This window comes from Streptomyces sp. PL-29, assembly GCF_058344425.1.
In genome coordinates this window covers 1,349,694-1,370,776 of record NZ_CP136996.1, presented here as the reverse complement: position 1 = coordinate 1,370,776, position 21,083 = coordinate 1,349,694, and the positions used below count along the sequence as shown (strand labels likewise).

Here is a 21,083-nt window from a genome sequence, read left to right as displayed (position 1 = left end):
CCCGTAGGTGCGATCAGCCAAATCCAGCCATTCGAAGGTCGGGATGTGGCGAAAAATGGGCATAAGAGGGCCAGGTGGTGGTCGAAGCCTGCTAAAGGGAGGTCAGAACCGGCCTGCGCCGAGATCGCGTGAAACCGCGCGCGCACAGTCGCGCACCGAGGCCACCAGGGCCGCGCGGGGCTCGCCGCCCTCGCCGCAGACCCGCTCCACGGCGCCCGCCACCGCCACCGCGCCCACGGGCATGCGGCGCCGGTCGTGGATCGGCGCCGCTACCGAGGCGACCCCCTCCCACGTCTCCTCGACGTCCGCGGCCCATCCGCGCGCCCGGGTCAGGCCCAGGACCTCCTCGAAGCCGATGGCGTCGGTGACGGTGCGGGGGGTGAACGCGTCGCGCTCCACCTCCAGCGCCTGGGTGTGCGCGACCGGGTCGTACGCCGACAGCACCTTGCCCAGGGCGGTGGAGTGCAGCGGCTGCATGGCCCCGACCTCCAGCACCTGGCGGCTGTCGTCGGGCCGGAACACGTGGTGCATGATCAGCACCCCGCTCTGGTGGAGCACGCCGACGTACACGCTCTCGCCGCTCGCCCGGGCCAGGTCGTCCGTCCACACCAGGGCGCGGGCGCGCAGCTCGTGGACGTCGAGGTAGCTGTTGCCCAGGCGCAGCAGCTCCGCGCCCAGCTGGTAGCGGCCGGAGGCCGGGTCCTGCTCCACGAAGCCCTCCGCCTGGAGGGTGCGCAGGATGCCGTGGGCCGTTCCCTTGGCCAGGCCCAGCGATGAGGCCACGTCGGAGAGGCCCAGCCGGCGTTCGCCGCCCGCCAGGAGTCGCAGCATCGCAGCGGCTCGTTCGAGCGACTGGATGTTCCGTGCCATCGCGCAGCCTCCTGCTGACCTTCGTTACTACTGACCATCTTGACGTGGTTCGACAATGCTGAACAGTATCGGTCGATGTCGACCTTGCGCACCGTCGGAGATCTGTTCGCCGTACGGTCACCGGGACATCCGCGCCACGTTCCCGCCACAGAATGCAGTCCGCCACGTGGGACACCCGCACCGGGGCCGGTGCCTCGCGGTTACCCTGGCCGCGTGCGCCCCTGACACAGCGGGGGCGCAAAGCCGACAGCCGTCGCATCCCAGGGAGCACTCCATGGCCTCGTTGCCGAACCCGCCCGCCGCCACCCAGACCAGGGCCGACGCCCTCCGGGAGGCGCTCGCGACCCGCGTGGTCGTCGCCGACGGAGCCATGGGGACGATGCTCCAGGCGCAGGACCCCACCCTGGAGGACTTCCAGCAGCTCGAAGGCTGCAACGAGGTCCTCAACATCACCCGTCCCGACATCGTCCGCACGGTGCACGAGGCGTACTTCTCGGTGGGCGTGGACTGCGTCGAGACCAACACCTTCGGTGCGAACTACGCGGCCCTCGCCGAGTACGACATCGCCGAACGCAACTTCGAGCTCTCGGAGGCTGGCGCGCGCATCGCCCGCGAGGCCGCCGACTCCTTCACCGCCTCCACCGGACAGCAGCGCTGGGTGCTCGGTTCCATGGGCCCCGGCACCAAGCTGCCCACGCTCGGCCACATCACCTACGCGCAGATCCGCGACGCCTACCAGACCAACGCCGAGGGCCTGCTCGCCGGCGGTGCCGACGCACTGCTCGTCGAGACCACCCAGGACCTCCTGCAGACCAAGTCCTCCATCATCGGCGCCCGCCGGGCCATGGAGGCGCTCGGCGTCACGGTCCCGCTGATCTGCTCCGTCACCGTCGAGACCACCGGCACCATGCTGCTGGGCTCCGAGATCGGCGCGGCCCTGACCGCGCTGGAGCCGCTCGGCATCGACATGATCGGCCTGAACTGCGCCACCGGCCCCGCCGAGATGAGCGAGCACCTGCGCTACCTCGCGCGCAACGCCCGCATCCCGCTCTCCTGCATGCCCAACGCCGGTCTGCCCGTCCTGACCAAGGAGGGCGCGCACTACCCGCTGACCGCTCCCGAGCTCGCCGACGCCCAGGAGACCTTCGTCCGCGAGTACGGCCTGTCCCTGGTCGGCGGCTGCTGCGGCACCACCCCCGAGCACCTGCGCCAGGTCGTGCAGCGGGTCCGCGGCACGGCGGTCGTCCCGCGCGATCCGCGGCCCGAGCCCGGTGCCGCCTCGCTCTACCAGACCGTGTCCTTCCGTCAGGACACCTCGTACATGGCGATCGGCGAGCGCACCAACGCCAACGGCTCCAAGAAGTTCCGCGAGGCCATGCTGGAGGCCCGCTGGGACGACTGCGTCGAGATGGCCCGCGACCAGATCCGCGAGGGCGCGCACATGCTCGACCTCTGCGTGGACTACGTCGGCCGCGACGGCGTCGCCGACATGGAGGAGCTCGCCGGCCGCTTCGCCACCGCCTCCACCCTGCCGGTCGTCCTGGACTCCACCGAGGTGCCGGTGATCAAGGCGGGCCTGGAGAAGCTCGGCGGCCGCGCGGTCATCAACTCGGTGAACTACGAGGACGGCGACGGCCCCGAGTCCCGCTTCGCCAAGGTCACCCGGCTGGCCCAGGAGCACGGCGCCGCGCTCATCGCGCTGACCATCGACGAGGAGGGCCAGGCCCGCACCGTCGAGCACAAGGTGGCCATCGCCGAACGCCTCATCGAGGATCTGACGGCGAACTGGGGCATCCGCGAGTCGGACATCCTCATCGACACGCTGACCTTCACCATCTGCACCGGCCAGGAGGAGTCCCGCCGCGACGGCATCGCCACGATCGAGTCGATCCGCGAGCTCAAGCGCCGCCACCCCGACGTCCAGACCACCCTGGGCCTGTCGAACATCTCCTTCGGCCTGAACCCGGCCGCCCGCGTCCTGCTGAACTCCGTCTTCCTCGACGAGTGCGTCAAGGCCGGCCTCGACTCCGCCATCGTCCACGCGTCGAAGATCCTGCCGATCGCCCGGTTCGACGAGGAGCAGGTCTCCACCGCCCTCGACCTGATCTACGACCGTCGCACCGAGGGCTACGACCCGCTGCAGAAGCTGATGGCCCTCTTCGAGGGCGTCAACACCAAGTCCCTCAAGGCGGGCCGCGCCGAGGAACTCCTCGCGCTGCCCCTGGAGGAGCGCCTGCAGCGGCGGATCATCGACGGCGAGAAGAACGGCCTGGAGGCCGACCTGGACGAGGCCCTCCGAACCCGCCCCGCGCTTGACATCGTCAACGACACCCTCCTGGAGGGCATGAAGGTCGTCGGCGAGCTCTTCGGCTCCGGCCAGATGCAGCTCCCCTTCGTCCTGCAGTCCGCCGAGGTGATGAAGTCGGCGGTGGCCTACCTGGAACCGCACATGGAGAAGACGGACGACGAGGGCAAGGGCACGATCGTCCTCGCCACCGTCCGCGGCGACGTCCACGACATCGGCAAGAACCTCGTCGACATCATCCTGACCAACAACGGCTACAACGTCGTCAACATCGGCATCAAGCAGCCCGTCTCCGCGATCCTGGAAGCCGCCCAGGAGCACAAGGCCGACGTCATCGGCATGTCCGGCCTGCTCGTGAAGTCCACCGTGATCATGAAGGAGAACCTGGAGGAGCTGAACCAGCGCAAGCTGGCCGCCGACTACCCGGTGATCCTCGGCGGCGCCGCCCTCACCCGCGCCTACGTCGAGCAGGACCTCCACGAGATCTACGAGGGCGAGGTCCGCTACGCCCGCGACGCCTTCGAGGGCCTGCGCCTCATGGACGCCCTCATCGCCGTCAAGCGCGGCGTGCCCGGCGCCACCCTGCCCGAGCTGAAGCAGCGCCGCGTCGCCAAGCGGGACACCCCCGCGCTCCAGGTCGAGGAGCCGGAGGAGCCCGGCGGCCGTTCCGACGTGGCCGTCGACAACCCGGTGCCCGCCCCGCCCTTCTGGGGCACCCGAGTGGTCAAGGGCATCCCGCTCAAGGACTACGCCTCCTGGCTGGACGAGGGCGCCCTCTTCAAGGGCCAGTGGGGCCTCAAGCAGGCCCGCGCCGGCGGCGCCACGTACGAGGAGCTCGTCGAGAACGAGGGCCGCCCGCGGCTGCGCGGCCTGCTGGAGAAGCTGCACACCGAGAACCTGCTGGAGGCGGCCGTCGTCTACGGCTACTTCCCCTGCGTCTCCAAGGGCGAGGACCTGATCATCCTCGACGACGCCGGCAACGAGCGGACCCGCTTCACCTTCCCGCGCCAGCGCCGCGGCCGCCGCCTGTGCCTCGCGGACTTCTTCCGCCCGGAGGAGTCCGGCGAGACCGACGTCGTCGGCCTCCAGGTGGTCACGGTCGGCTCGAAGATCGGCGAGGCAACGGCCCGGCTGTTCGAGTCCGACTCCTACCGCGAGTACCTGGAGCTGCACGGCCTGTCCGTCCAGCTCGCCGAGGCCATGGCCGAGTACTGGCACGCCCGCGTGCGCGCCGAGCTCGGATTCGGCGGGGAGGACCCGGCGAAGGTCGAGGACATGTTCGACCTCAAATACCGGGGTGCCCGCTTCTCCCTCGGCTACGGCGCCTGCCCCGACCTGGAGGACCGCGCGAAGATCGCCGAGCTCCTCCAGCCGGAGCGGATCGGCGTCCACCTCTCGGAGGAGTTCCAGCTCCACCCGGAGCAGTCGACGGACGCCATCGTGATTCACCACCCCGAAGCCAAGTATTTCAACGCACGCTGAGCTCCGGCGACGTACACTTGTCGGTCCCATACAGGCCGGTCGCCTGTTCCCCGGGGGGTGCCCCCGCGGGAAGAGGCGACCGGCTTTCTCGTCCCTTCCGAGAGGCACGCGCATGACGAGCACCGTTCCCGCCCCGGTCACCCGCACGGCCGACGGTTCGGCCCTGCAGGCGGTGCTGCTCGACATGGACGGCACCCTGGTCGACACCGAGGGCTTCTGGTGGGAGGTCGAGGCGGAGGTCTTCCGGGAGCTCGGGCACCGGCTTGAGGATGCCTGGCGGGACGAGGTCGTCGGCGGGCCGATGACGCGGAGTGCCGGCTTCCTGATCGAGGCCACCGGCGCCGCCATCACCGTCGCCGAGCTGAGCGTCCTGCTCAACGAGCGCTTCGAGGCCCGCATCGCCGACCGGGTCCCGCTCATGCCGGGCGCCGAGCGGCTGCTGGCCGAACTGGCCCGGCACAACGTGCCCACCGCCCTCGTCTCCGCCTCCCACCGCCGGGTCATCGACCAGGTCCTGCTCACCCTCGGCCGCGACCGCTTCACCATGACGGTCGCGGGCGACGAAGTCGCCCGCACCAAGCCGCACCCCGACCCGTACCTGCTCGCGGCCCGCACGCTGGGTGCCCACCCCTCACGCTGCGCGGTCATCGAGGACACCCGCACCGGTGTGGCGGCCGCGGAGGCCGCCGGCTGCCAGGTCGTGGCCGTCCCGTCGGTCGGCGTGATCGAACCGGCTCCGGGGCGTACGGTCGTCCGCTCGCTGGAGGACGTCGACCTGGCATTCCTGCGCTCCCTCGTCGCCCCCATGAACTGAGAGTGACGACCGGAGCCGGTCCGGCCGCCCGGACCGGCTCCGGTCCGGTGCCCGCCACCCAACGGGACACATCGGCATGCAGTGACCTACATCGGTATGCATCACCACGCACCGGAATCCTCTGAGTACGCTCCGTGCCGAATGGAATGGCGTTGGGTTGCGTCTCGACGGAAGGATCTTCCGTCGGGGGGCCTGGAGGCTGAAATTCCATCCCCTATGAGGCCGTTGCGCAGGGTGACCTTGGTCACGCGCCACACCCTCGACGGGCCTGTCAGGGGGCCCTTTGGGCTTCCCATGTGTCCGCATTGATCAGCCCCTGACCGAATCTGCGGAGCCCTGCCTGTGAACAGGCAGTTCGCTCCGATCACGGTGCGATTACGCATCAAGTCCGGCCAGTTCCAGCCATCCCGCCCTGGACCACTAGTGTCGATCCGGGCACTGCGCCGCACCCAGCCGCGTCCCGGACACACACCCCTGTGCCGGACCGCGTGGACCGATCGTCACAACCACCGGCCCGATCGTTCCGCCCAGAACGGGCGACCGCCGCGAAGTGCCCTTCACGCCGCTTTGAGCAAGTGCCGGTTACAGGGAGTACTTCCAGCATGAACCGCAAGACCATGGTGCTGACGGCCGCGGCCGGACTGCTCACCCCCGCGCTGGCCGCATGCGGCACCGCGAGCGGCGGAGGAGCAGGATCCGCGGCGATCGTCGTCGGGACCACCGACCGGTTCGAGGCCGCAGAGTTCGCCCCCGCCCCCTTCGACCCCGCCTACGCCTACGACGCCGGCGCCTGGAACATCCTGCGCCAGACCGTCCAGACGCTCATGCACACCCCGCGCGGTGGAGGTCAGCCCGTCCCCGAGGCGGCCTCCGCCTGCCGCTTCACCGACTCCCGCAACGAGAGCTACCGCTGCACGCTGCGCCCCGGGCTCACGTTCGCCAGCGGGGACCCGCTCACCGCCCGGGACGTCAAGTTCTCCATCGACCGCGTGCTCGCCATCAAGGACGAGAACGGCCCCTCCTCGCTGCTCTCCACCCTCGACAACGTCGAGGTCAAGGGCGAGGACACCGTCGTGTTCCACCTGAAGACCCCGGACGCGACCTTCCCCTTCAAGCTCTCCACCCCCGCCGCCGGCATCGTCAGCGAGAAGGACTACGACGCCAAGAAGCTCCGCGAGGGCTTCGTGGTGGACGGCTCCGGCCCCTACACCATGAAGGCCGAGGTCAAGGAGAACCGCCTCGTCCGTGCCGTCTTCAGCAAGAACCCCCGCTACAAGGGCGACATCAAGCTGCAGAACGACAAGGTCGAGCTGCGCACCTATCCCGACTCCCAGGCCATGGGCAAGGCCCTCACGGACGGGAAGATCCACATGGTCTCCCGCACCCTGTCGCCCGCTCAGATCACCGAGCTCAGCGTCAAGCCGCCCAAGGGCGTCAAGCTGGTCCCGATGCCCGGCCTGGAGATCCGCTACCTCGGCTTCAACACCGACGCGCCCGTCGTCAAGGACAAGGCCGTGCGCCAGGCGCTCGCCGCCGCCGTCGATCGCAGCGCGCTGATCTCCAAGGTCTACGGCAAGTCCGCCCAGCCGCTCTACTCGCTGGTCCCCACCAGCGTGACCGGCCACGTCAACTCCTTCTACAACAAGTACGGCGACGCCAACACGCCCAAGGCCGCCGCGCTGCTGAAGGAGGCCGGGATCAAGACCCCGGTCAAGCTGACCCTGCACTACACCAACGACCACTACGGCGACGGCACCGCGGCCGAGTTCGAGGCCCTCAAGGCCCAGCTCAACTCCACCCAGCTGTTCGACATCACCGTCCAGGGCAGCGAGTGGGCGGACTTCCGCCCCGCGCAGAAGAAGGGCGACCACGCCGCCTACGGGCTCGGCTGGTTCCCCGACTACCCCGACGCCGACAACTTCCTCGCCCCGTTCCTGGAGCAGGACAACTTCCTGGGGCACGCCGTACGCCAACAGCGCGGTGCGCACCAGGCTCCTCCCCGAATCCCGGCGCGCGGTCGACCGTAACGTCGCCGCCCCCGCGATCACGGAGATGCAGGACATCGTCGCCGAGGACGTACCCGTCCTGCCCCTGTGGCAGGGCAAGCAGTACGTCGCCGCGCGCGACGGGATCACCGGAGTGGAGTGGTCGGTCAACGCCATCTCCGACCTCCAGTTGTGGGAGCTCGGCCGCGGCGTAAGCGGCTGAGCAAGGCAGAGACCGGCAGCGGATGTCGCGGGCCGGCGCAACGAAACAGTTCGACTGTGAAGGACGTTCGCGTGAATCGACGTAACCAGTGGCTGGTGGCCCCGCTCGGCGCGGCCACCGCTGCCGCGCTGCTCAGCGGTTGCGGTTCGACCGATGGCTCCAATGCCGGCAGCGGCAAGGGCGTGGTCATGGGCATATCCGACAAGGTGAAGTCCACCGACCCGGCGTCCGGCTATGACCCGGGCTCCTGGCTGCTCTTCAACAACGTCTTCCAGTCGCTGCTCAGCTTCCCCAAGGGCGGCACCACCCCCGAGCCCGACGCGGCGCAGAGCTGCGGCTTCGAGGGCGGCGACAGCAAGCTCTTCAAGTGCACCCTCAAGCCCGACCTGAAGTTCAGCAACGGCAACGAGCTCACCTCGAAGGACGTCAAGTACTCCTTCGAGCGCACGCTGAAGATCAACGACGAGAACGGCCCCGCCGTCATGCTCGCCTCGATCGCCGGCATCGACGCCCCCGACGACCAGACCGTCGTCTTCCGCCTGAAGAACTCCGACGCCACCTTCCCGAGCAAGATCGCCTCGGGTGCGGGCTCCATCGTCGACCACCGCGAGTACCCGGCCGACAAGCTCCGCACCGACAACAAGGCCGTCGGCTCCGGCGTCTACAAGCTCGACTCCTTCAGCGACAAGAGCGCCACCTTCTCGGTCAACGGCTCCTACACCGGCAAGGCCAAGGCCAAGAACACCGGCGTCACGCTGAAGTTCTTCAACGGCGACCAGGCCGGTCTCAAGACCGTCCTGGAGAACGGGGACGTCGACTTCGCCTTCCGCGGCCTCGCCGCCAAGGACATCGCCGCCCTCGCCTCCACCAAGACCGGCGACGACAGGGTCGACGTCGTCCAGGGCACCGGCGCCGAAGTCGAGCACATGGTCTTCAACGTGAACGACCCGGTCGTCGGCAAGCTCCCCGTCCGCAAGGCCATCGCCTACCTCGTGGACCGCGAAGCCCTCGTCAAGGACGTCTACGCCGGCACCGCCACCGCGCTCTACTCCATCGTGCCGACCGGCATCGCCGGCCACACGACGCCGTTCTTCGACCGCTACGGCGGCACCCCGCAGCCCGAGAAGGCCAAGGCCGTCCTCAAGGCCGCGAACATCAACGGCAAGGTCAAGGTCACCCTGTACTCGACCCCGTCCCGCTACGGCCCCTCCACCGACCAGCAGTTCGAGGTCATCGCCAAGCAGCTCAACGACAGCGGCCTCTTCGAGGCCGACGTCAAGTCCGTCGAGTACGAGCAGTACGAGAAGGACATCCAGGCGGGCAAGTACGGGATCTACGTCAAGGGCTGGGTCCCCGACTACCCGGACGCGGACAACTTCACCCAGCCGTTCTTCGGCCCGGGCAACGTCCTCAACAACAACTACGACAACAAGGAGATCACCGGGACGATCATCCCGTCGACCTCCGCGAAGTCCGACCGCACCGCGGCCAACACCGACTACGACCGGCTCCAGGACATCGTCGCCGACGAGCTCCCGATCCTCCCGCTCTGGCAGGGCAAGCAGTACGCCGTCACCCGCCAGAACGTGAACGGCCTGCAGTGGTCCCTGGACGCCTCCACCGTCTTCCGCTTCTGGGAGATCAGCAAGGGCTGATCCGGGCCGCCCCCGGACACAGCACGGGGCCGCACGCGCAGGGTTCCCCGCGCGTGCGGCCCCGTGCCCGTTCCCGGCGGTTCCGGCGGCCGCCGCCGCGACCGCCGGGAACGGGCACCGCGCTACTGAGCCCCGGGGCGCACCAGACCGCTCTCGTACGCGTACACCGCCGCCTGCACCCGGTCGCGCAGCCCCAGCTTCGTCAGGACGTGCCCCACGTGCGTCTTGACCGTCGTCTCGCTCACGAACAGGTCCGCGGCGATCTCCGCGTTCGACAGGCCCCGCGCCACCAGCTTCAGCACCTCCAGCTCGCGCTCGGTCAGCGTCCCCAGAGTGTCCGGGACGCGGTCCTCGCCCGACGGCAGGTGCCCCGCGTACTTGTCCAGCAGCCGCCGCGTGATGCTCGGCGCGAGCATCGCCTCGCCCGCCGCCACCACCCGGATCGCCTGCACCAGCTCGCCCGCCGGCGCGTCCTTCAGCAGGAACCCGCTCGCCCCCGCCCGCAGCGCCTCCACCACGTACTCGTCCAGATCGAACGTGGTCAGCACCAGCACCTTCGCCGGACCGTCCCGGCCCGGACCAGTGATCCGGCGCGTCGCCTCGACCCCGTCCATCCGCGGCATCCGGATGTCCATCAGCACCACGTCCGGCTGCAGCGCCCGCACCTGGTCCAGCGCCTGCAGGCCGTCCCCGGCCTCGCCGACCACCGCCAGGTCCTGCTCCGCCTCCAGGATCATCCGGAAACCGGTGCGCAACAGTGGCTGGTCGTCGACCAGCAGAACGCGGATGGCCACGGGCGATACCTCGTATTCGTCGGACGGCTTCGGCGGGCACGCCCATTCTGCCCTGACCCGACGATCAAGGAATCCCGCCCCCGGCCGGGCCGCCCCGGCCCCGGAGCCCGGCGGCCGGACCGGGCGCGCCGGCCCTGCGGTACACGGCACCGCGGTGCCCGGCCCTGCGGTGCCCGGCCTAACTCTCCGGAGCCCCGGCCGGCCGCGGCACGACCGGCAGCGGGTACACCGGGGGAGTGCCGCCGAACTCCGGACACGACGCCTGGTGGTCGCACCAGCCGCACAGCTTGGTCGGCCGCGGCCGCCACTCACCCGTCAGCGTCGCCTCCCGGATGGCTTCCCACAGCGCCAGCAGCTTGCGCTCCACCCGCTCCAGGTCCGCCACCACCGGGTCGTACGTCAGCACGTCCCCGCTGCCCAGGTACACCAGCTGCAGCCGCCGCGGCACGACCCGCTTCAGCCGCCACACCACCAGCGCGTAGAACTTCATCTGGAACAGCGCACCCTCGGCGTACTCCGGCCGCGGCGCCTTCCCCGTCTTGTAGTCGACGATCCGCACCTCACCCGTCGGCGCCACGTCCACCCGGTCGATGATCCCGCGCAGCCGCAGCCCCGACTCCAGCTCCGTCTCCACGAAGAACTCCCGCTCCACCGGCTCCAGCCGCGTCGGGTCCTCCAGCGTGAACCAGCGCTCGACCAGCGCCTCCGCCTCCGTCAGCCACCGCGTCAGTGCCGCCCCCTCATCGCCCTCCGGGAACAGCTCGGCCAGCTCCGGCCGCGAGCGGAGCAGCCGGTCCCACTGCCCCGGGACCAGCTCCTTCGCCCGTGGCGCCGTCCGCTCCTGCGCGGGATGATCGAAGAGCCGCTCCAGCACCGCGTGCACCAGCGTGCCCCGGGTGGCCGCCGCGCTCGGCTTCTCCGGCAGCTTGTCGATCACCCGGAACCGGTACAGCAGCGGGCACTGCATGAAATCGCTCGCCCGGGAAGGAGAGAGCGAAGAGGGTGCCGCAGCACTGGGGCTCGCGGCTTCGGCCGCGCCAGGCACGGCACCGGGGCTCGTCGTCATGCACAAAACCCTACGACCCGCCACGGACAGCACGCGCATACCATCGACGCCGGGCCCCCTCGCACTGCATGATCGGAGCATCACCGGGCACCGCGCACACCGTGCCGAACGCGACCAGAACCACACATGAACCCCCAGCACCGAACGAAGGACAGACGTGGCAGACACCGACCAGACCGGCGGGCGCGATGACCGGCGCCCGGGACCGGGCGGCGGACTCCTCATGGGCCGCCCCTTCGGCGTGCCCGTCTACGTCTCTCCCAGCTGGTTCCTCGTCGCCGCCCTCATCACCTGGGTCTTCGGGGACCAGCTCGACCGCGTCCTGCCCGACCTCGGACCCGTCCGCTACCTGGTCTCCCTCTTCTTCGCGGTCGCCTTCTACGCCTCGGTCCTCGTCCACGAACTCGCGCACACCGTCGCCGCCCTCCGCTTCAAACTCCCCGTACGCCGCATCCAGCTCCAGTTCTTCGGAGGCGTCTCGGAGATCGAGAAGGAGTCCGAGACCCCCGGCCGCGAGTTCGTCCTCGCTTCCGTCGGCCCGCTGCTCTCCCTCCTCCTCGCCGGCGGCTTCTACCTCGGCATGAAGGCCGTCGACCCCGCGACCGTCCCCGGCGTACTCCTCGCCGGCCTGATGATCTCCAACCTGCTCGTCGCGGCCTTCAACCTGCTCCCCGGCCTGCCCCTCGACGGCGGCCGCATGCTCCGCGCCGTCATCTGGGGCATCACCGGCAAACCCATGGCCGGCACCATCGCCGCCGCCTGGGTCGGCCGCGCCCTCGCCGTCGCCGTCCTGCTCGGCCTGCCCCTGCTCACCCACACCGGACTCCTCGGCAACCGCACCGAGGAGATCGGCGGCATGGACACCGTCATGGACGCCCTCCTCGCCGCCATCCTGGCCGCCATCATCTGGACCGGAGCCGGCAACAGCCTGCGCATGGCCCGGCTGCGCGAACACCTCCCCGAGCTGCGCGCCCGCAGCCTCACCCGGCGCGCCATCCCCGTCGAGAGCGCCACGCCCCTCTCCGAAGCCCTCCGCCGCGCGAACGAGGCCGGAGCCCGCGCCCTCGTCGTCGTCGACGGTCATGGAGACGCCACCGCCATCGTCCGCGAGAGCGCCATCGCCTCCGTACCCGAACACCGCCGCCCCTGGGTCGCCGTCAGCACCCTCGCCCAGGACCTCACCGACGGCATGAAGGTTTCCGCGGAACTCACCGGCGAAGAACTCCTCGACCACCTCCGCGCCGCCCCCGCCACCGAATACCTCGTCCTCGAACCCGACGGCGCCATCTACGGCGTCCTGTCCACCCTCGACGTCGAGAAGGCCTTCGTGAAGGCCATGGCACGGCCCCGGTCCTGAAGCCAATACACTGGTCACATGTCCGAACCGACCGGTGCCGCCCGCCGACGCGGGCCCTTCAAGGTCGGGGACCAGGTTCAGCTCACCGACCCCAAGGGCCGCCACTACACGTTCACGCTCGAAGCCGGGAAGAACTTCCACACCCACAAGGGTTCCTTCCCCCACGACGAGCTGATCGGTGCTCCCGAAGGCAGTGTTGTCCGTACCACGGGGAACGTCGCGTACCTCGCGCTGCGCCCCCTGCTCCCCGACTACGTCCTGTCCATGCCCCGCGGCGCCGCCGTGGTCTACCCCAAGGACGCAGGCCAGATCCTGGCCTTCGCCGACATCTTCCCCGGCGCACGCGTCGTGGAGGCGGGCGTGGGATCCGGCTCCCTGAGCAGCTTCCTGCTGCGCGCCATCGGCGACCAGGGCATGCTCCACAGCTACGAGCGCCGTGCGGACTTCGCCGAGATCGCCACCGCCAACGTGGAACGCTACTTCGGCGGACCCCACCCGGCCTGGCAGCTCACCGTCGGCGACCTCCAGGACAACCTGTCCGACACCGACGTCGACCGCGTCATCCTGGACATGCTGGCCCCCTGGGAGTGCCTGGAGGCCGTCTCCAAGGCCCTCGTCCCCGGCGGCATCCTCTGCTGTTACGTGGCCACCACCACCCAGCTGTCCAAGACCGTCGAGTCCATCCGCGAGATCGGCTGCTTCGCCGAGCCGCAGCCGTGGGAGTCGATGATCCGCAACTGGCACGTCGAAGGCCTCGCGGTCCGCCCGGACCACCGCATGATCGGCCACACCGGCTTCCTCGTCACCGCCCGCCGCCTCGCGGACGGCGTCGAGCCCCCCATGCGCCGCCGCCGCCCCGCCAAGGGCGCCTACGGCGAGGACTACGAAGGTCCCGGCAGCGACCGCTCCGCGTAGGGTCCCTCCACCCCCGCGGCAGCCCCAACACGACGGCGCTGCGGCGCAGTTCCCCCGGCACAGGGGGAACTGCGCCGCAGCGCCTTTTCGTTGTCTCCGCGTCGCCTTCGTACCGACCCGGACCCTGCCGTTCCACCCCCGTGTGAGGTGTGGCACGATGCTGGCTCCCCGTCACCCTTCGCACAGGAGACACCCCGCGTGCTGCACACCCCCGCCACGCTGGCAACCCCGGACCCCCTGGCCCACACCCGGACCAGGCTCCTCCACTGGCTCACCACGGCCACCGCCATGGCCGCCGTCATAGCCGCAGCGGGACTCGTACAGCCGGCCACGGGCAGCCCGGCGGCCGGGCGGGAGCCCGCTGGGGAGGGCCCGCAGGCCGTCGCCCCCGACGCCGCGGCCGTCACCTACCCCCTCGACTGTAAGGGCACGTCGCAGACCGTCACCGCCACCGCCCAGGGCGACCTCGACGGCGACGGCCGCCCCGAGACCGTGGCGGCCGTCCGCTGCGACGCGGGCTCCGGCACCCCGCCGCACGCGATCTACGTACTCACCCAGGGGCCGGCCGAGGGCTCCCGCCCCCGGGTCGTGGCCACCCTCCTGGACACCCCCCAGCGCCGGACCGCCACGGAACTGACCGTGCGCGACCGGACCGTCACCGCGCGCCTCCTCGGCTACTCGGGCCCCGAGGTCCCGCGCTGCTGCCCCGACAAGAAGCAGCTCGCCAAGTGGCGCTGGAGCGACGGAAAATTCCGCCAGGAGCTGACGGACTCGGCCGCCAGGAGTGTTTGAAACATCACTCCGCGTCCGGGCCGAAGACCTCCACCCCGTCCGAAACGCGCCTTACGTGGATGCAGTCACCCGGGCATTCCTTCGCCGAGTCGACCACGTCCTGGAGGAGCGGCAGCGGCACCGGCGTGGTCGCCCCCGCCTCCTGCAGCAGCTCGTCGTCCGCGCTCTTCACGTACGCCAGACCGTCGATGTCCAGCTCGAACACCTCGGGCGCGTACTGCGCGCAGATGCCGTCCCCGGTGCAGAGGTCCTGGTCGATCCAGACCTCGAGCGGCTCGCCGGTCCCGCTGGCGCCGCCCGTCGGAGCGTCCTGCTGCACGGTCATATCTCCTGCCGTTTCCTGCGGTGAGTGATCCATCCCGGTCACGACCCGCAACAAGTCGCGCGGGCCCTGACGGGTGTTGAACACTTCGACCTTACAACCGGCGGCTTCCCGAGTTTGATGGGTGGGTATTTCCTTGGCGTGAGGGAGTACGCAAGGGTGAAGATCGGACACACCTCTATCGTCTTTGTGATCTAGGGGTTTCAATCACCACCAGCCCAGGTAGGGTCAGGAAGCGTCCAGCTCCCCTTGGAGGAGGTGAGGACCGTGGCAGCCCACGACGACGACATCAACCGCGGCATCCGGCCCGCGCGAGGGTCCGAGGACCCCGCCGGCCAGGTTGCCTATCTCGAGCAGGAAATCGCCGTCCTGCGACGTAAGCTCGCCGACTCTCCGCGACACACGAGGATTCTCGAAGAGCGGATCGTCGAGCTCCAGACAAATCTGGCCGGCGTCTCCGCACAGAACGAACGGCTGGCGAATACCCTCCGTGAGGCCCGGGACCAGATCGTGGCCCTCAAGGAGGAGGTCGACCGGCTCGCACAGCCGCCGGCAGGCTTCGGTGTGTTCCTCCAGGCGAACGAGGACGGCACCGTCGACATCTTCACCGGAGGCCGGAAGCTCCGTGTGAACGTGAGCCCCAGCGTCGACCCGGAAGACCTCCGGCGCGGCCAGGAGGTCATGCTCAACGAGGCCCTCAACGTGGTCGAGGCCATGGAATTCGAGCGGGCCGGGGACATCGTCACCCTCAAGGAGATCCTCGAGGACGGCGAGCGCGCCCTGGTGGTGGGGCACACCGACGAGGAACGGGTGGTGAGGCTCGCCGAGCCGCTCCTGGACATCACCATCCGCCCCGGCGACGCCCTCCTGCTCGAACCCCGCTCCGGCTACGTCTACGAGGTGGTCCCCAAGAGCGAGGTCGAGGACCTGGTCCTCGAAGAGGTGCCCGACATCGACTACGACAAGATCGGCGGCCTGGGCGACCAGATCGAGCTGATCCGCGACGCGGTCGAGCTCCCGTACCTCTACCCCGACCTGTTCAAGGAACACGAACTGCGGCCCCCGAAGGGCATCCTGCTCTACGGCCCGCCCGGCTGCGGCAAGACGCTCATCGCCAAGGCCGTCGCCAACTCCCTTGCCAAGAAGGTCGCCGAGGTGACCGGACAGGCCCAGGGGAAGTCGTACTTCCTGAACATCAAGGGCCCCGAGCTCCTCAACAAGTACGTCGGCGAGACCGAGCGGCACATCCGCCTGGTCTTCCAGCGGGCCCGTGAGAAGGCCAGCGAGGGAACCCCCGTCATCGTCTTCTTCGACGAGATGGAATCCCTCTTCCGCACCCGCGGATCCGGTGTCAGCTCGGACGTCGAGAACACCATCGTCCCGCAGCTCCTCGCCGAGATCGACGGCGTGGAGGGCCTGGAGAACGTCATCGTCATCGGCGCCTCCAACCGCGAGGACATGATCGACCCGGCGATCCTGCGCCCCGGCCGGCTGGACGTGAAGATCAAGATCGAGCGTCCGGACGCCGAGGCGGCGAAGGACATCTTCGCGAAGTACCTCAAGGCCTCGCTGCCCCTGCACACGGACGACCTGTCCGAACACCAGGGTTCCACGGCCGGCACCGTCCACAGCATGATTCAGACCGTCGTCGAGCAGATGTACGCCGAAACCGAGGAGAACCGCTTCCTCGAGGTCACGTACGCCAACGGCGACAAGGAAGTCCTCTACTTCAAGGACTTCAACTCGGGCGCGATGATCCAGAACATCGTCGACCGAGCCAAGAAGATGGCCATCAAGGCCTTCCTCGAACACAACCAGAAGGGCCTGCGGGTCTCCCACCTCCTCCAGGCCTGCGTGGACGAGTTCAAGGAGAACGAGGACCTTCCCAACACCACCAACCCGGACGACTGGGCCCGGATCTCCGGCAAGAAGGGTGAGCGGATCGTATTCATCCGTACCCTCGTCACCGGAAAGCAGGGCGCGGACACCGGACGCTCCATCGACACGGTGGCGAACACCGGTCAGTACCTCTGACCCGGAGCGGCTGCGGATGCCCTCCCGGGGCGTCCGCAGCCGACTGCTTTACCGACCGCTTTACCGGCCGTATTCCAGCCGGTGACAGGGCAGATTCAATGACGGAAATGATCTCCCCACGAGCGCGCAGTGGTTCTAGGCTCTTCCATACCGCCGGTCGCGCAGTGCGGGGACGGGCACCGCACAGTCACACGCACCGGAGCACCAGCGGTACTTGAGCGCCGCCCCCGTCAGGGGCGCCGCCGGGCAAGGAGGGCCGCATGACCGTACGGCGAGTAATGGGGATCGAGACGGAGTACGGGATCTCCGTCCCCGGTCACCCGAACGCCAATGCCATGCTCACCTCGTCCCAGATCGTCAACGCCTACGCGGCGGCGATGCACCGGGCGCGGCGCGCCCGCTGGGACTTCGAGGAGGAGAACCCGCTGCGGGACGCCCGCGGCTTCGACCTCGCCCGCGAGGCCGCCGACAGCAGCCAGCTGACCGACGAGGACATCGGCCTCGCCAACGTCATCCTGACGAACGGCGCACGTCTTTACGTCGACCACGCGCACCCCGAGTACAGCTCCCCGGAGATCACCAACCCGCTGGACGCCGTGCTCTGGGACAAGGCCGGCGAGCGGATCATGGCCGAGGCCGCCGTACGGGCCGCCCAGCTGCCCGGGGCCCAGCCGATCCACCTCTACAAGAACAACACCGACAACAAGGGCGCCTCCTACGGCACGCACGAGAACTACCTGATGAAGCGGGAGACCCCCTTCTCGGAGATCGTGCGCCACCTGACCCCCTTCTTCGTCTCGCGCCAGGTCGTGACCGGGGCGGGACGCGTGGGCATCGGCCAGGACGGCCGCGAGCATGGCTTCCAGATCAGCCAGCGTGCGGACTACTTCGAGGTCGAGGTCGGCCTGGAGACCACCCTGAAGCGGCCCATCATCAACACCCGGGACGAGCCGCACTCCGACGCCGAGAAGTACCGCCGGCTCCACGTGATCATCGGCGACGCGAACCTCTCGGAGATCTCCACCTACCTCAAGCTGGGCACCACGGCGCTCGTCCTGTCCATGATCGAGGACGGGTTCATCGGCGTCGACCTGGCCGTCGACCAGCCCGTACGCACCCTCCACCACGTCTCCCACGACCCCGGACTGAAGTACCTGATCACGCTGCGCAGCGGCCGGACACTGACCGCCGTGCAGCTCCAGATGGAGTACTTCGAGCTGGCCAGGAAGTACGTGGACGAGCGTTTCGGCTCGGACGCGGACGAGCAGACCAAGGATGTCCTCGCCCGCTGGGAGGACGTGCTGGGCCGGCTGGAGAGCGACCCCATGAGCCTGTCGGGGGAGCTGGACTGGATCGCCAAGCGGGAGATCCTGGAGGGCTACCGGCGCCGGGACGGTCTCGACTGGGACGCGGCGCGGCTGCACCTGGTGGACCTCCAGTACTCGGACGTACGGCCCGAGAAGGGCCTCTACAACCGCCTGGTGGCCCGCGGCAAGATGAAGCGGCTGGTGGACGAGTCCGCGGTGGAGCGGGCTCAGAGCAAGCCTCCGGAGGACACCCGGGCCTACTTCCGCGGCCGCTGCCTGGAGCAGTACGCGGACGACGTGGCCGCGGCCTCGTGGGACTCGGTGATCTTCGATCTCCCGGGCCGGGACTCGCTCCAGCGGGTCCCGACGCTGGAACCCCTGCGGGGGACCCGCAAGCACGTCAAGGAGCTCCTGGACCGCTGCCGCACGGCGGAGGACCTGGTCCGGGTGCTTTCGGGGCAGTGAGCGCGGCTGAAAGGCCGCCGGTCCGGGAATCATGAGGAGAACCGGACGTTGTGAAAGTACGAGGACGAATGCCGGGCCCTCCCTATAGGGTCCGACATAGGGTCTGATCTTGAGAGATCCCGAATCCCGGGGTCTCTCGACATGAGCGTGCGAACCGAGCGGGGTGAGGTAGACATGGCGACCAAGGACACCGGCGGCGGACAGCAGAAGGCGACGCGCTCGACCGAGGAGGTCGAGGAGGCCGCGGTCGAGGAATCGACCGACCTCAAGGAGCGCCAGGAAAAGCTCTCCGACGACGTCGACTCCGTACTTGACGAGATTGACGATGTACTCGAGGAAAACGCGGAGGACTTCGTTCGGAGCTTCGTACAAAAAGGCGGCGAGTGACCTTCGAATCTAAGGTGGGTCCGCCAGTGTGTGCTCCATGCCTCATGGAACGAAGTGGTGTCGTGGCTGCGCCAGCGACCTGCCACTGAGCGGATTCGCTTCGGATCGGAATCGAAGCGATGGGCTCCAGCCCAGATGTCGTGAATGCGTGGCGGCGTACAGTGCGGAGCACTACAGGCGCCGCCAGGCAGCCAAGGGTAAATCCGTCAGGGAGCACGTGGAGGTGCCGGCGGGGCACAAGCTGTGCCGACTGTGCGGTGAGATCAAGCCGCACAGCGAATGGCACAAGAACGCAAGTGCTTCTGACGGGTTATCCACTCGATGCAAGGCGTGCCGGACCGCCCTGGGGCGGGCGGACCATCTCAAGCGCTCATATGGCATGACCGAGGCCGATCGGGACGAGATGGTCGCCGCTCAGGGCGGGCTCTGCTGCATCTGTCTCAAGGCTCCGGCCGTACATGTGGATCATTGCCACAAGACGGGTAGGGTCCGAGGCGTACTGTGCTTCAACTGCAACACGGCCATCGGCAAGTTGGGTGACGACCCCGACGCAGCCCGTCGGGTCGTCTCATACTTGGAGGGACACGCGTGGAAGCCAACAATCGTGGCACAGGGCGTCTACCGGCAGCCTTCCTGACGCCGGGGTCGTCGTCCTTCATGGACTTCCTGGGCGCGCACTCGCCCGAGATGCTGCCCGGCAACCGCAAGCTGCCGGAGGGTGTCGTCGAGGCGCCGCACGGGACGACCATCGTGGCCGCCACCTTCCCCGGCGGGGTCGTGCTCGCCGGCGACCGGCGGGCGACCATGGGGAACATGATCGCGCAGCGGGACATCGAGAAGGTGTTCCCGGCCGACGAGTACTCCGCTGTCGGCATCGCCGGTACGGCCGGCCTGGCCGTGGAGATGGTCAAGCTGTTCCAGTTGGAGCTGGAGCACTTCGAGAAGGTGGAGGGGACGACCCTCTCCCTGGAGGGCAAGGCCAACCGGCTCTCCACCATGATCCGGAGCAACCTCGGCATGGCCATGCAGGGCCTGGCCGTGGTGCCCCTCTTCGCCGGCTACGACGAGGCCAAGGAGAAGGGTCGGATCTTCTCCTACGACGTCACCGGCGGCCGTTCCGAGGAGCATGGCTACGCGGCGACCGGGTCCGGTTCGATCTTCGCGCGGGGCTCGATGAAGAAGCTCTACCGCCCGGACCTGACCGAGGAGCAGGCCACCACGCTGGTGGTGCAGGCGCTCTACGACGCCGCCGACGACGACTCGGCGACCGGTGGGCCGGACCTGTACCGCCACATCTATCCGATCGTCACCGTCATCACCGACGAGGGCTTCCGCAGGCTGGGCGAGGACGAGTCGCAGGCGCTCGCCCGGTCTGTCACCGATCGTCGTCTGGAGCAGCCCGACGGCCCGCGCGCCGCCCTGCTCTGACCGCCCGTCACCTCGTCGCCCAGAAGAAAGGGACGGAAAGCCGGTGTCGACTCCGTTCTATGTGTCACCCCAGCAGGCCATGGCCGACCGGGCGGAATACGCCCGGAAGGGCATCGCCCGCGGTCGCAGCCTTGTCGTGCTGCAGTACGCCGACGGCATCGTGTTCGTCGGCGAGAACCCGTCCCGTGCGCTGCACAAGTTCAGCGAGATCTACGACCGGATCGGTTTCGCGGCCGCCGGCAAGTACAACGAGTACGAGAACCTGCGGATCGGCGGTGTGCGCTACGCGGATCTGCGCGGATACACCTACGACCGTGACGACGTGACGGCCCGTGGGCTGGCCAACGTGTACGCGCAGACCCTCGGCACGATCTTCTCCTCGGCCGGTGAAAAGCCGTACGAGGTGGAGCTGGTGGTGGCCGAGGTCGGTGCGACGGCCGCCGGCGACCAGATCTACCGCCTGCCGCACGACGGTTCGATCGTGGACGAGCACGGCTCCGTCGCGGTCGGCGGCAACGCCGAGCAGATCAGCACCTACCTCGACCAGCGGCACCAGGACGGCATGACCCTTTCGGAGGCGCTGAAGCTGGCGGTCGCGGCGCTGTCCAGCCAGGCCAACGGCACCGACAAGGCGATTCCGGCGGAGCGGCTGGAGGTGGCGGTGCTGGACCGGACCCGGTCCCAGCAGCGCAAGTTCAAGCGGATCCGGGGACGGCAGCTGGCGCGGCTGCTGGAGGCGGACGTGCCGGCGGCCGCGCAGGCGGACGCCGTGTCGAACGACGAGGCTCCCGAGGACGAAGCGGAGTAGGGAGCCGGGCCAGGATCCGGGTACGCGGCCCCGGTTGCCCCCCGCTGGGGGGTGGCCGGGGCTTCGGCGTGTCC

Annotated in this window: 16 protein-coding genes and 1 pseudogene; 13 read left to right on the top strand and 4 right to left on the bottom strand. The window is 69.2% G+C overall.

Translation table 11 applies throughout. From position 1 onward, the window contains the following. Nucleotides 1-102: 102 nt before the first annotated feature. Nucleotides 103-870, bottom strand: a complete 768-nt coding sequence (locus tag R4Z63_RS06255; protein ID WP_384447009.1) for an IclR family transcriptional regulator — start codon at nt 868-870, stop codon at nt 103-105. Between the two features lie 274 nt (nt 871-1,144). On the opposite strand from R4Z63_RS06255, the gene metH reads away from it, so the two are divergent. The 4 genes and pseudogenes from metH to R4Z63_RS06235 all read left to right on the top strand — a co-directional run bounded on the left by metH (nt 1,145) and on the right by R4Z63_RS06235 (nt 9,334). Next, complete coding sequence (gene metH, locus R4Z63_RS06250; protein ID WP_037925779.1) at nt 1,145-4,657, top strand: methionine synthase; 3,513 nt, start codon at nt 1,145-1,147, stop codon at nt 4,655-4,657. A gap of 112 nt (nt 4,658-4,769) precedes the next feature. Next, entirely contained in the window at nt 4,770-5,471 is a 702-nt protein-coding gene (locus R4Z63_RS06245; protein WP_037925781.1) for an HAD family hydrolase, read from the top strand. A 602-nt stretch (nt 5,472-6,073) separates the two neighbouring features. Further along, a pseudogene (locus tag R4Z63_RS06240) lies at nt 6,074-7,679 on the top strand (ABC transporter substrate-binding protein). Nucleotides 7,680-7,750: 71 nt separating this feature from the next. After that, nucleotides 7,751-9,334 (top strand): ABC transporter substrate-binding protein, encoded by a 1,584-nt coding sequence (locus tag R4Z63_RS06235; protein WP_037925786.1) that lies wholly within the window; start codon nt 7,751-7,753, stop codon nt 9,332-9,334. Nucleotides 9,335-9,456: 122 nt separating this feature from the next. On the opposite strand, the gene R4Z63_RS06230 is transcribed toward R4Z63_RS06235, so the two are convergent. Both R4Z63_RS06230 and R4Z63_RS06225 read right to left on the bottom strand, forming a co-directional pair. Next, nucleotides 9,457-10,128, bottom strand: a complete 672-nt coding sequence (locus tag R4Z63_RS06230; RefSeq protein WP_037925788.1) for a response regulator — start codon at nt 10,126-10,128, stop codon at nt 9,457-9,459. Nucleotides 10,129-10,306: 178 nt separating this feature from the next. Next, nucleotides 10,307-11,194 carry a RecB family exonuclease gene (locus R4Z63_RS06225; RefSeq protein ID WP_384456617.1) on the bottom strand — a complete coding sequence of 296 codons (888 nt, stop codon included), beginning with the start codon at nt 11,192-11,194 and terminating at the stop codon, nt 10,307-10,309. Between the two features lie 223 nt (nt 11,195-11,417). Between R4Z63_RS06225 and R4Z63_RS06220 the strand changes: the two genes are divergently transcribed. From R4Z63_RS06220 to R4Z63_RS06210, 3 genes are all read left to right on the top strand, one after another. Beyond that, nucleotides 11,418-12,551, top strand: coding sequence for a site-2 protease family protein (locus R4Z63_RS06220; RefSeq protein ID WP_106967660.1), 1,134 nt, complete (start codon nt 11,418-11,420; stop codon nt 12,549-12,551). Nucleotides 12,552-12,569: 18 nt separating this feature from the next. Then, nucleotides 12,570-13,466 (top strand): tRNA (adenine-N1)-methyltransferase, encoded by an 897-nt coding sequence (locus R4Z63_RS06215; protein WP_030833375.1) that lies wholly within the window; start codon nt 12,570-12,572, stop codon nt 13,464-13,466. A gap of 198 nt (nt 13,467-13,664) precedes the next feature. After that, nucleotides 13,665-14,258, top strand: a complete 594-nt coding sequence (locus tag R4Z63_RS06210; protein WP_384453410.1) for a hypothetical protein — start codon at nt 13,665-13,667, stop codon at nt 14,256-14,258. 4 nt (nt 14,259-14,262) lie between these two features. Here R4Z63_RS06210 and R4Z63_RS06205 read toward each other — a convergent pair whose 3' ends face one another. After that, the gene (locus R4Z63_RS06205) at nt 14,263-14,583 is read right to left on the bottom strand and encodes a ferredoxin (RefSeq protein WP_384453413.1); all 321 of its coding nucleotides are present in this window, start codon (nt 14,581-14,583) and stop codon (nt 14,263-14,265) included. A 264-nt stretch (nt 14,584-14,847) separates the two neighbouring features. Here R4Z63_RS06205 and arc point away from each other — a divergent pair, with 264 nt between their 5' ends. From arc to prcA, 6 genes are all read left to right on the top strand, one after another. Next, nucleotides 14,848-16,614, top strand: coding sequence for a proteasome ATPase (gene arc, locus R4Z63_RS06200; protein ID WP_030655926.1), 1,767 nt, complete (start codon nt 14,848-14,850; stop codon nt 16,612-16,614). Between the two features lie 260 nt (nt 16,615-16,874). Further along, on the top strand, nt 16,875-18,386 hold the full coding sequence (dop, locus tag R4Z63_RS06195) for a depupylase/deamidase Dop (protein ID WP_384453416.1): 1,512 nt from the start codon (nt 16,875-16,877) through the stop codon (nt 18,384-18,386). Nucleotides 18,387-18,560: 174 nt separating this feature from the next. Then, nucleotides 18,561-18,773 carry a ubiquitin-like protein Pup gene (locus R4Z63_RS06190; RefSeq protein WP_030233608.1) on the top strand — a complete coding sequence of 71 codons (213 nt, stop codon included), beginning with the start codon at nt 18,561-18,563 and terminating at the stop codon, nt 18,771-18,773. A 37-nt stretch (nt 18,774-18,810) separates the two neighbouring features. Continuing rightward, nucleotides 18,811-19,410 carry an endonuclease VII domain-containing protein gene (locus R4Z63_RS06185; RefSeq protein WP_384453421.1) on the top strand — a complete coding sequence of 200 codons (600 nt, stop codon included), beginning with the start codon at nt 18,811-18,813 and terminating at the stop codon, nt 19,408-19,410. After that, the gene (gene prcB / locus R4Z63_RS06180) at nt 19,362-20,201 is read left to right on the top strand and encodes a proteasome subunit beta (protein WP_037925808.1); all 840 of its coding nucleotides are present in this window, start codon (nt 19,362-19,364) and stop codon (nt 20,199-20,201) included. The genes R4Z63_RS06185 and prcB overlap by 49 nt, the downstream gene beginning before the upstream one ends. A gap of 43 nt (nt 20,202-20,244) precedes the next feature. Then, a complete protein-coding gene (gene prcA, locus R4Z63_RS06175) occupies nt 20,245-21,009 on the top strand; it encodes a proteasome subunit alpha (RefSeq protein ID WP_384453425.1) in 765 nt (254 codons plus the stop codon). Nucleotides 21,010-21,083: the final 74 nt, after the last annotated feature.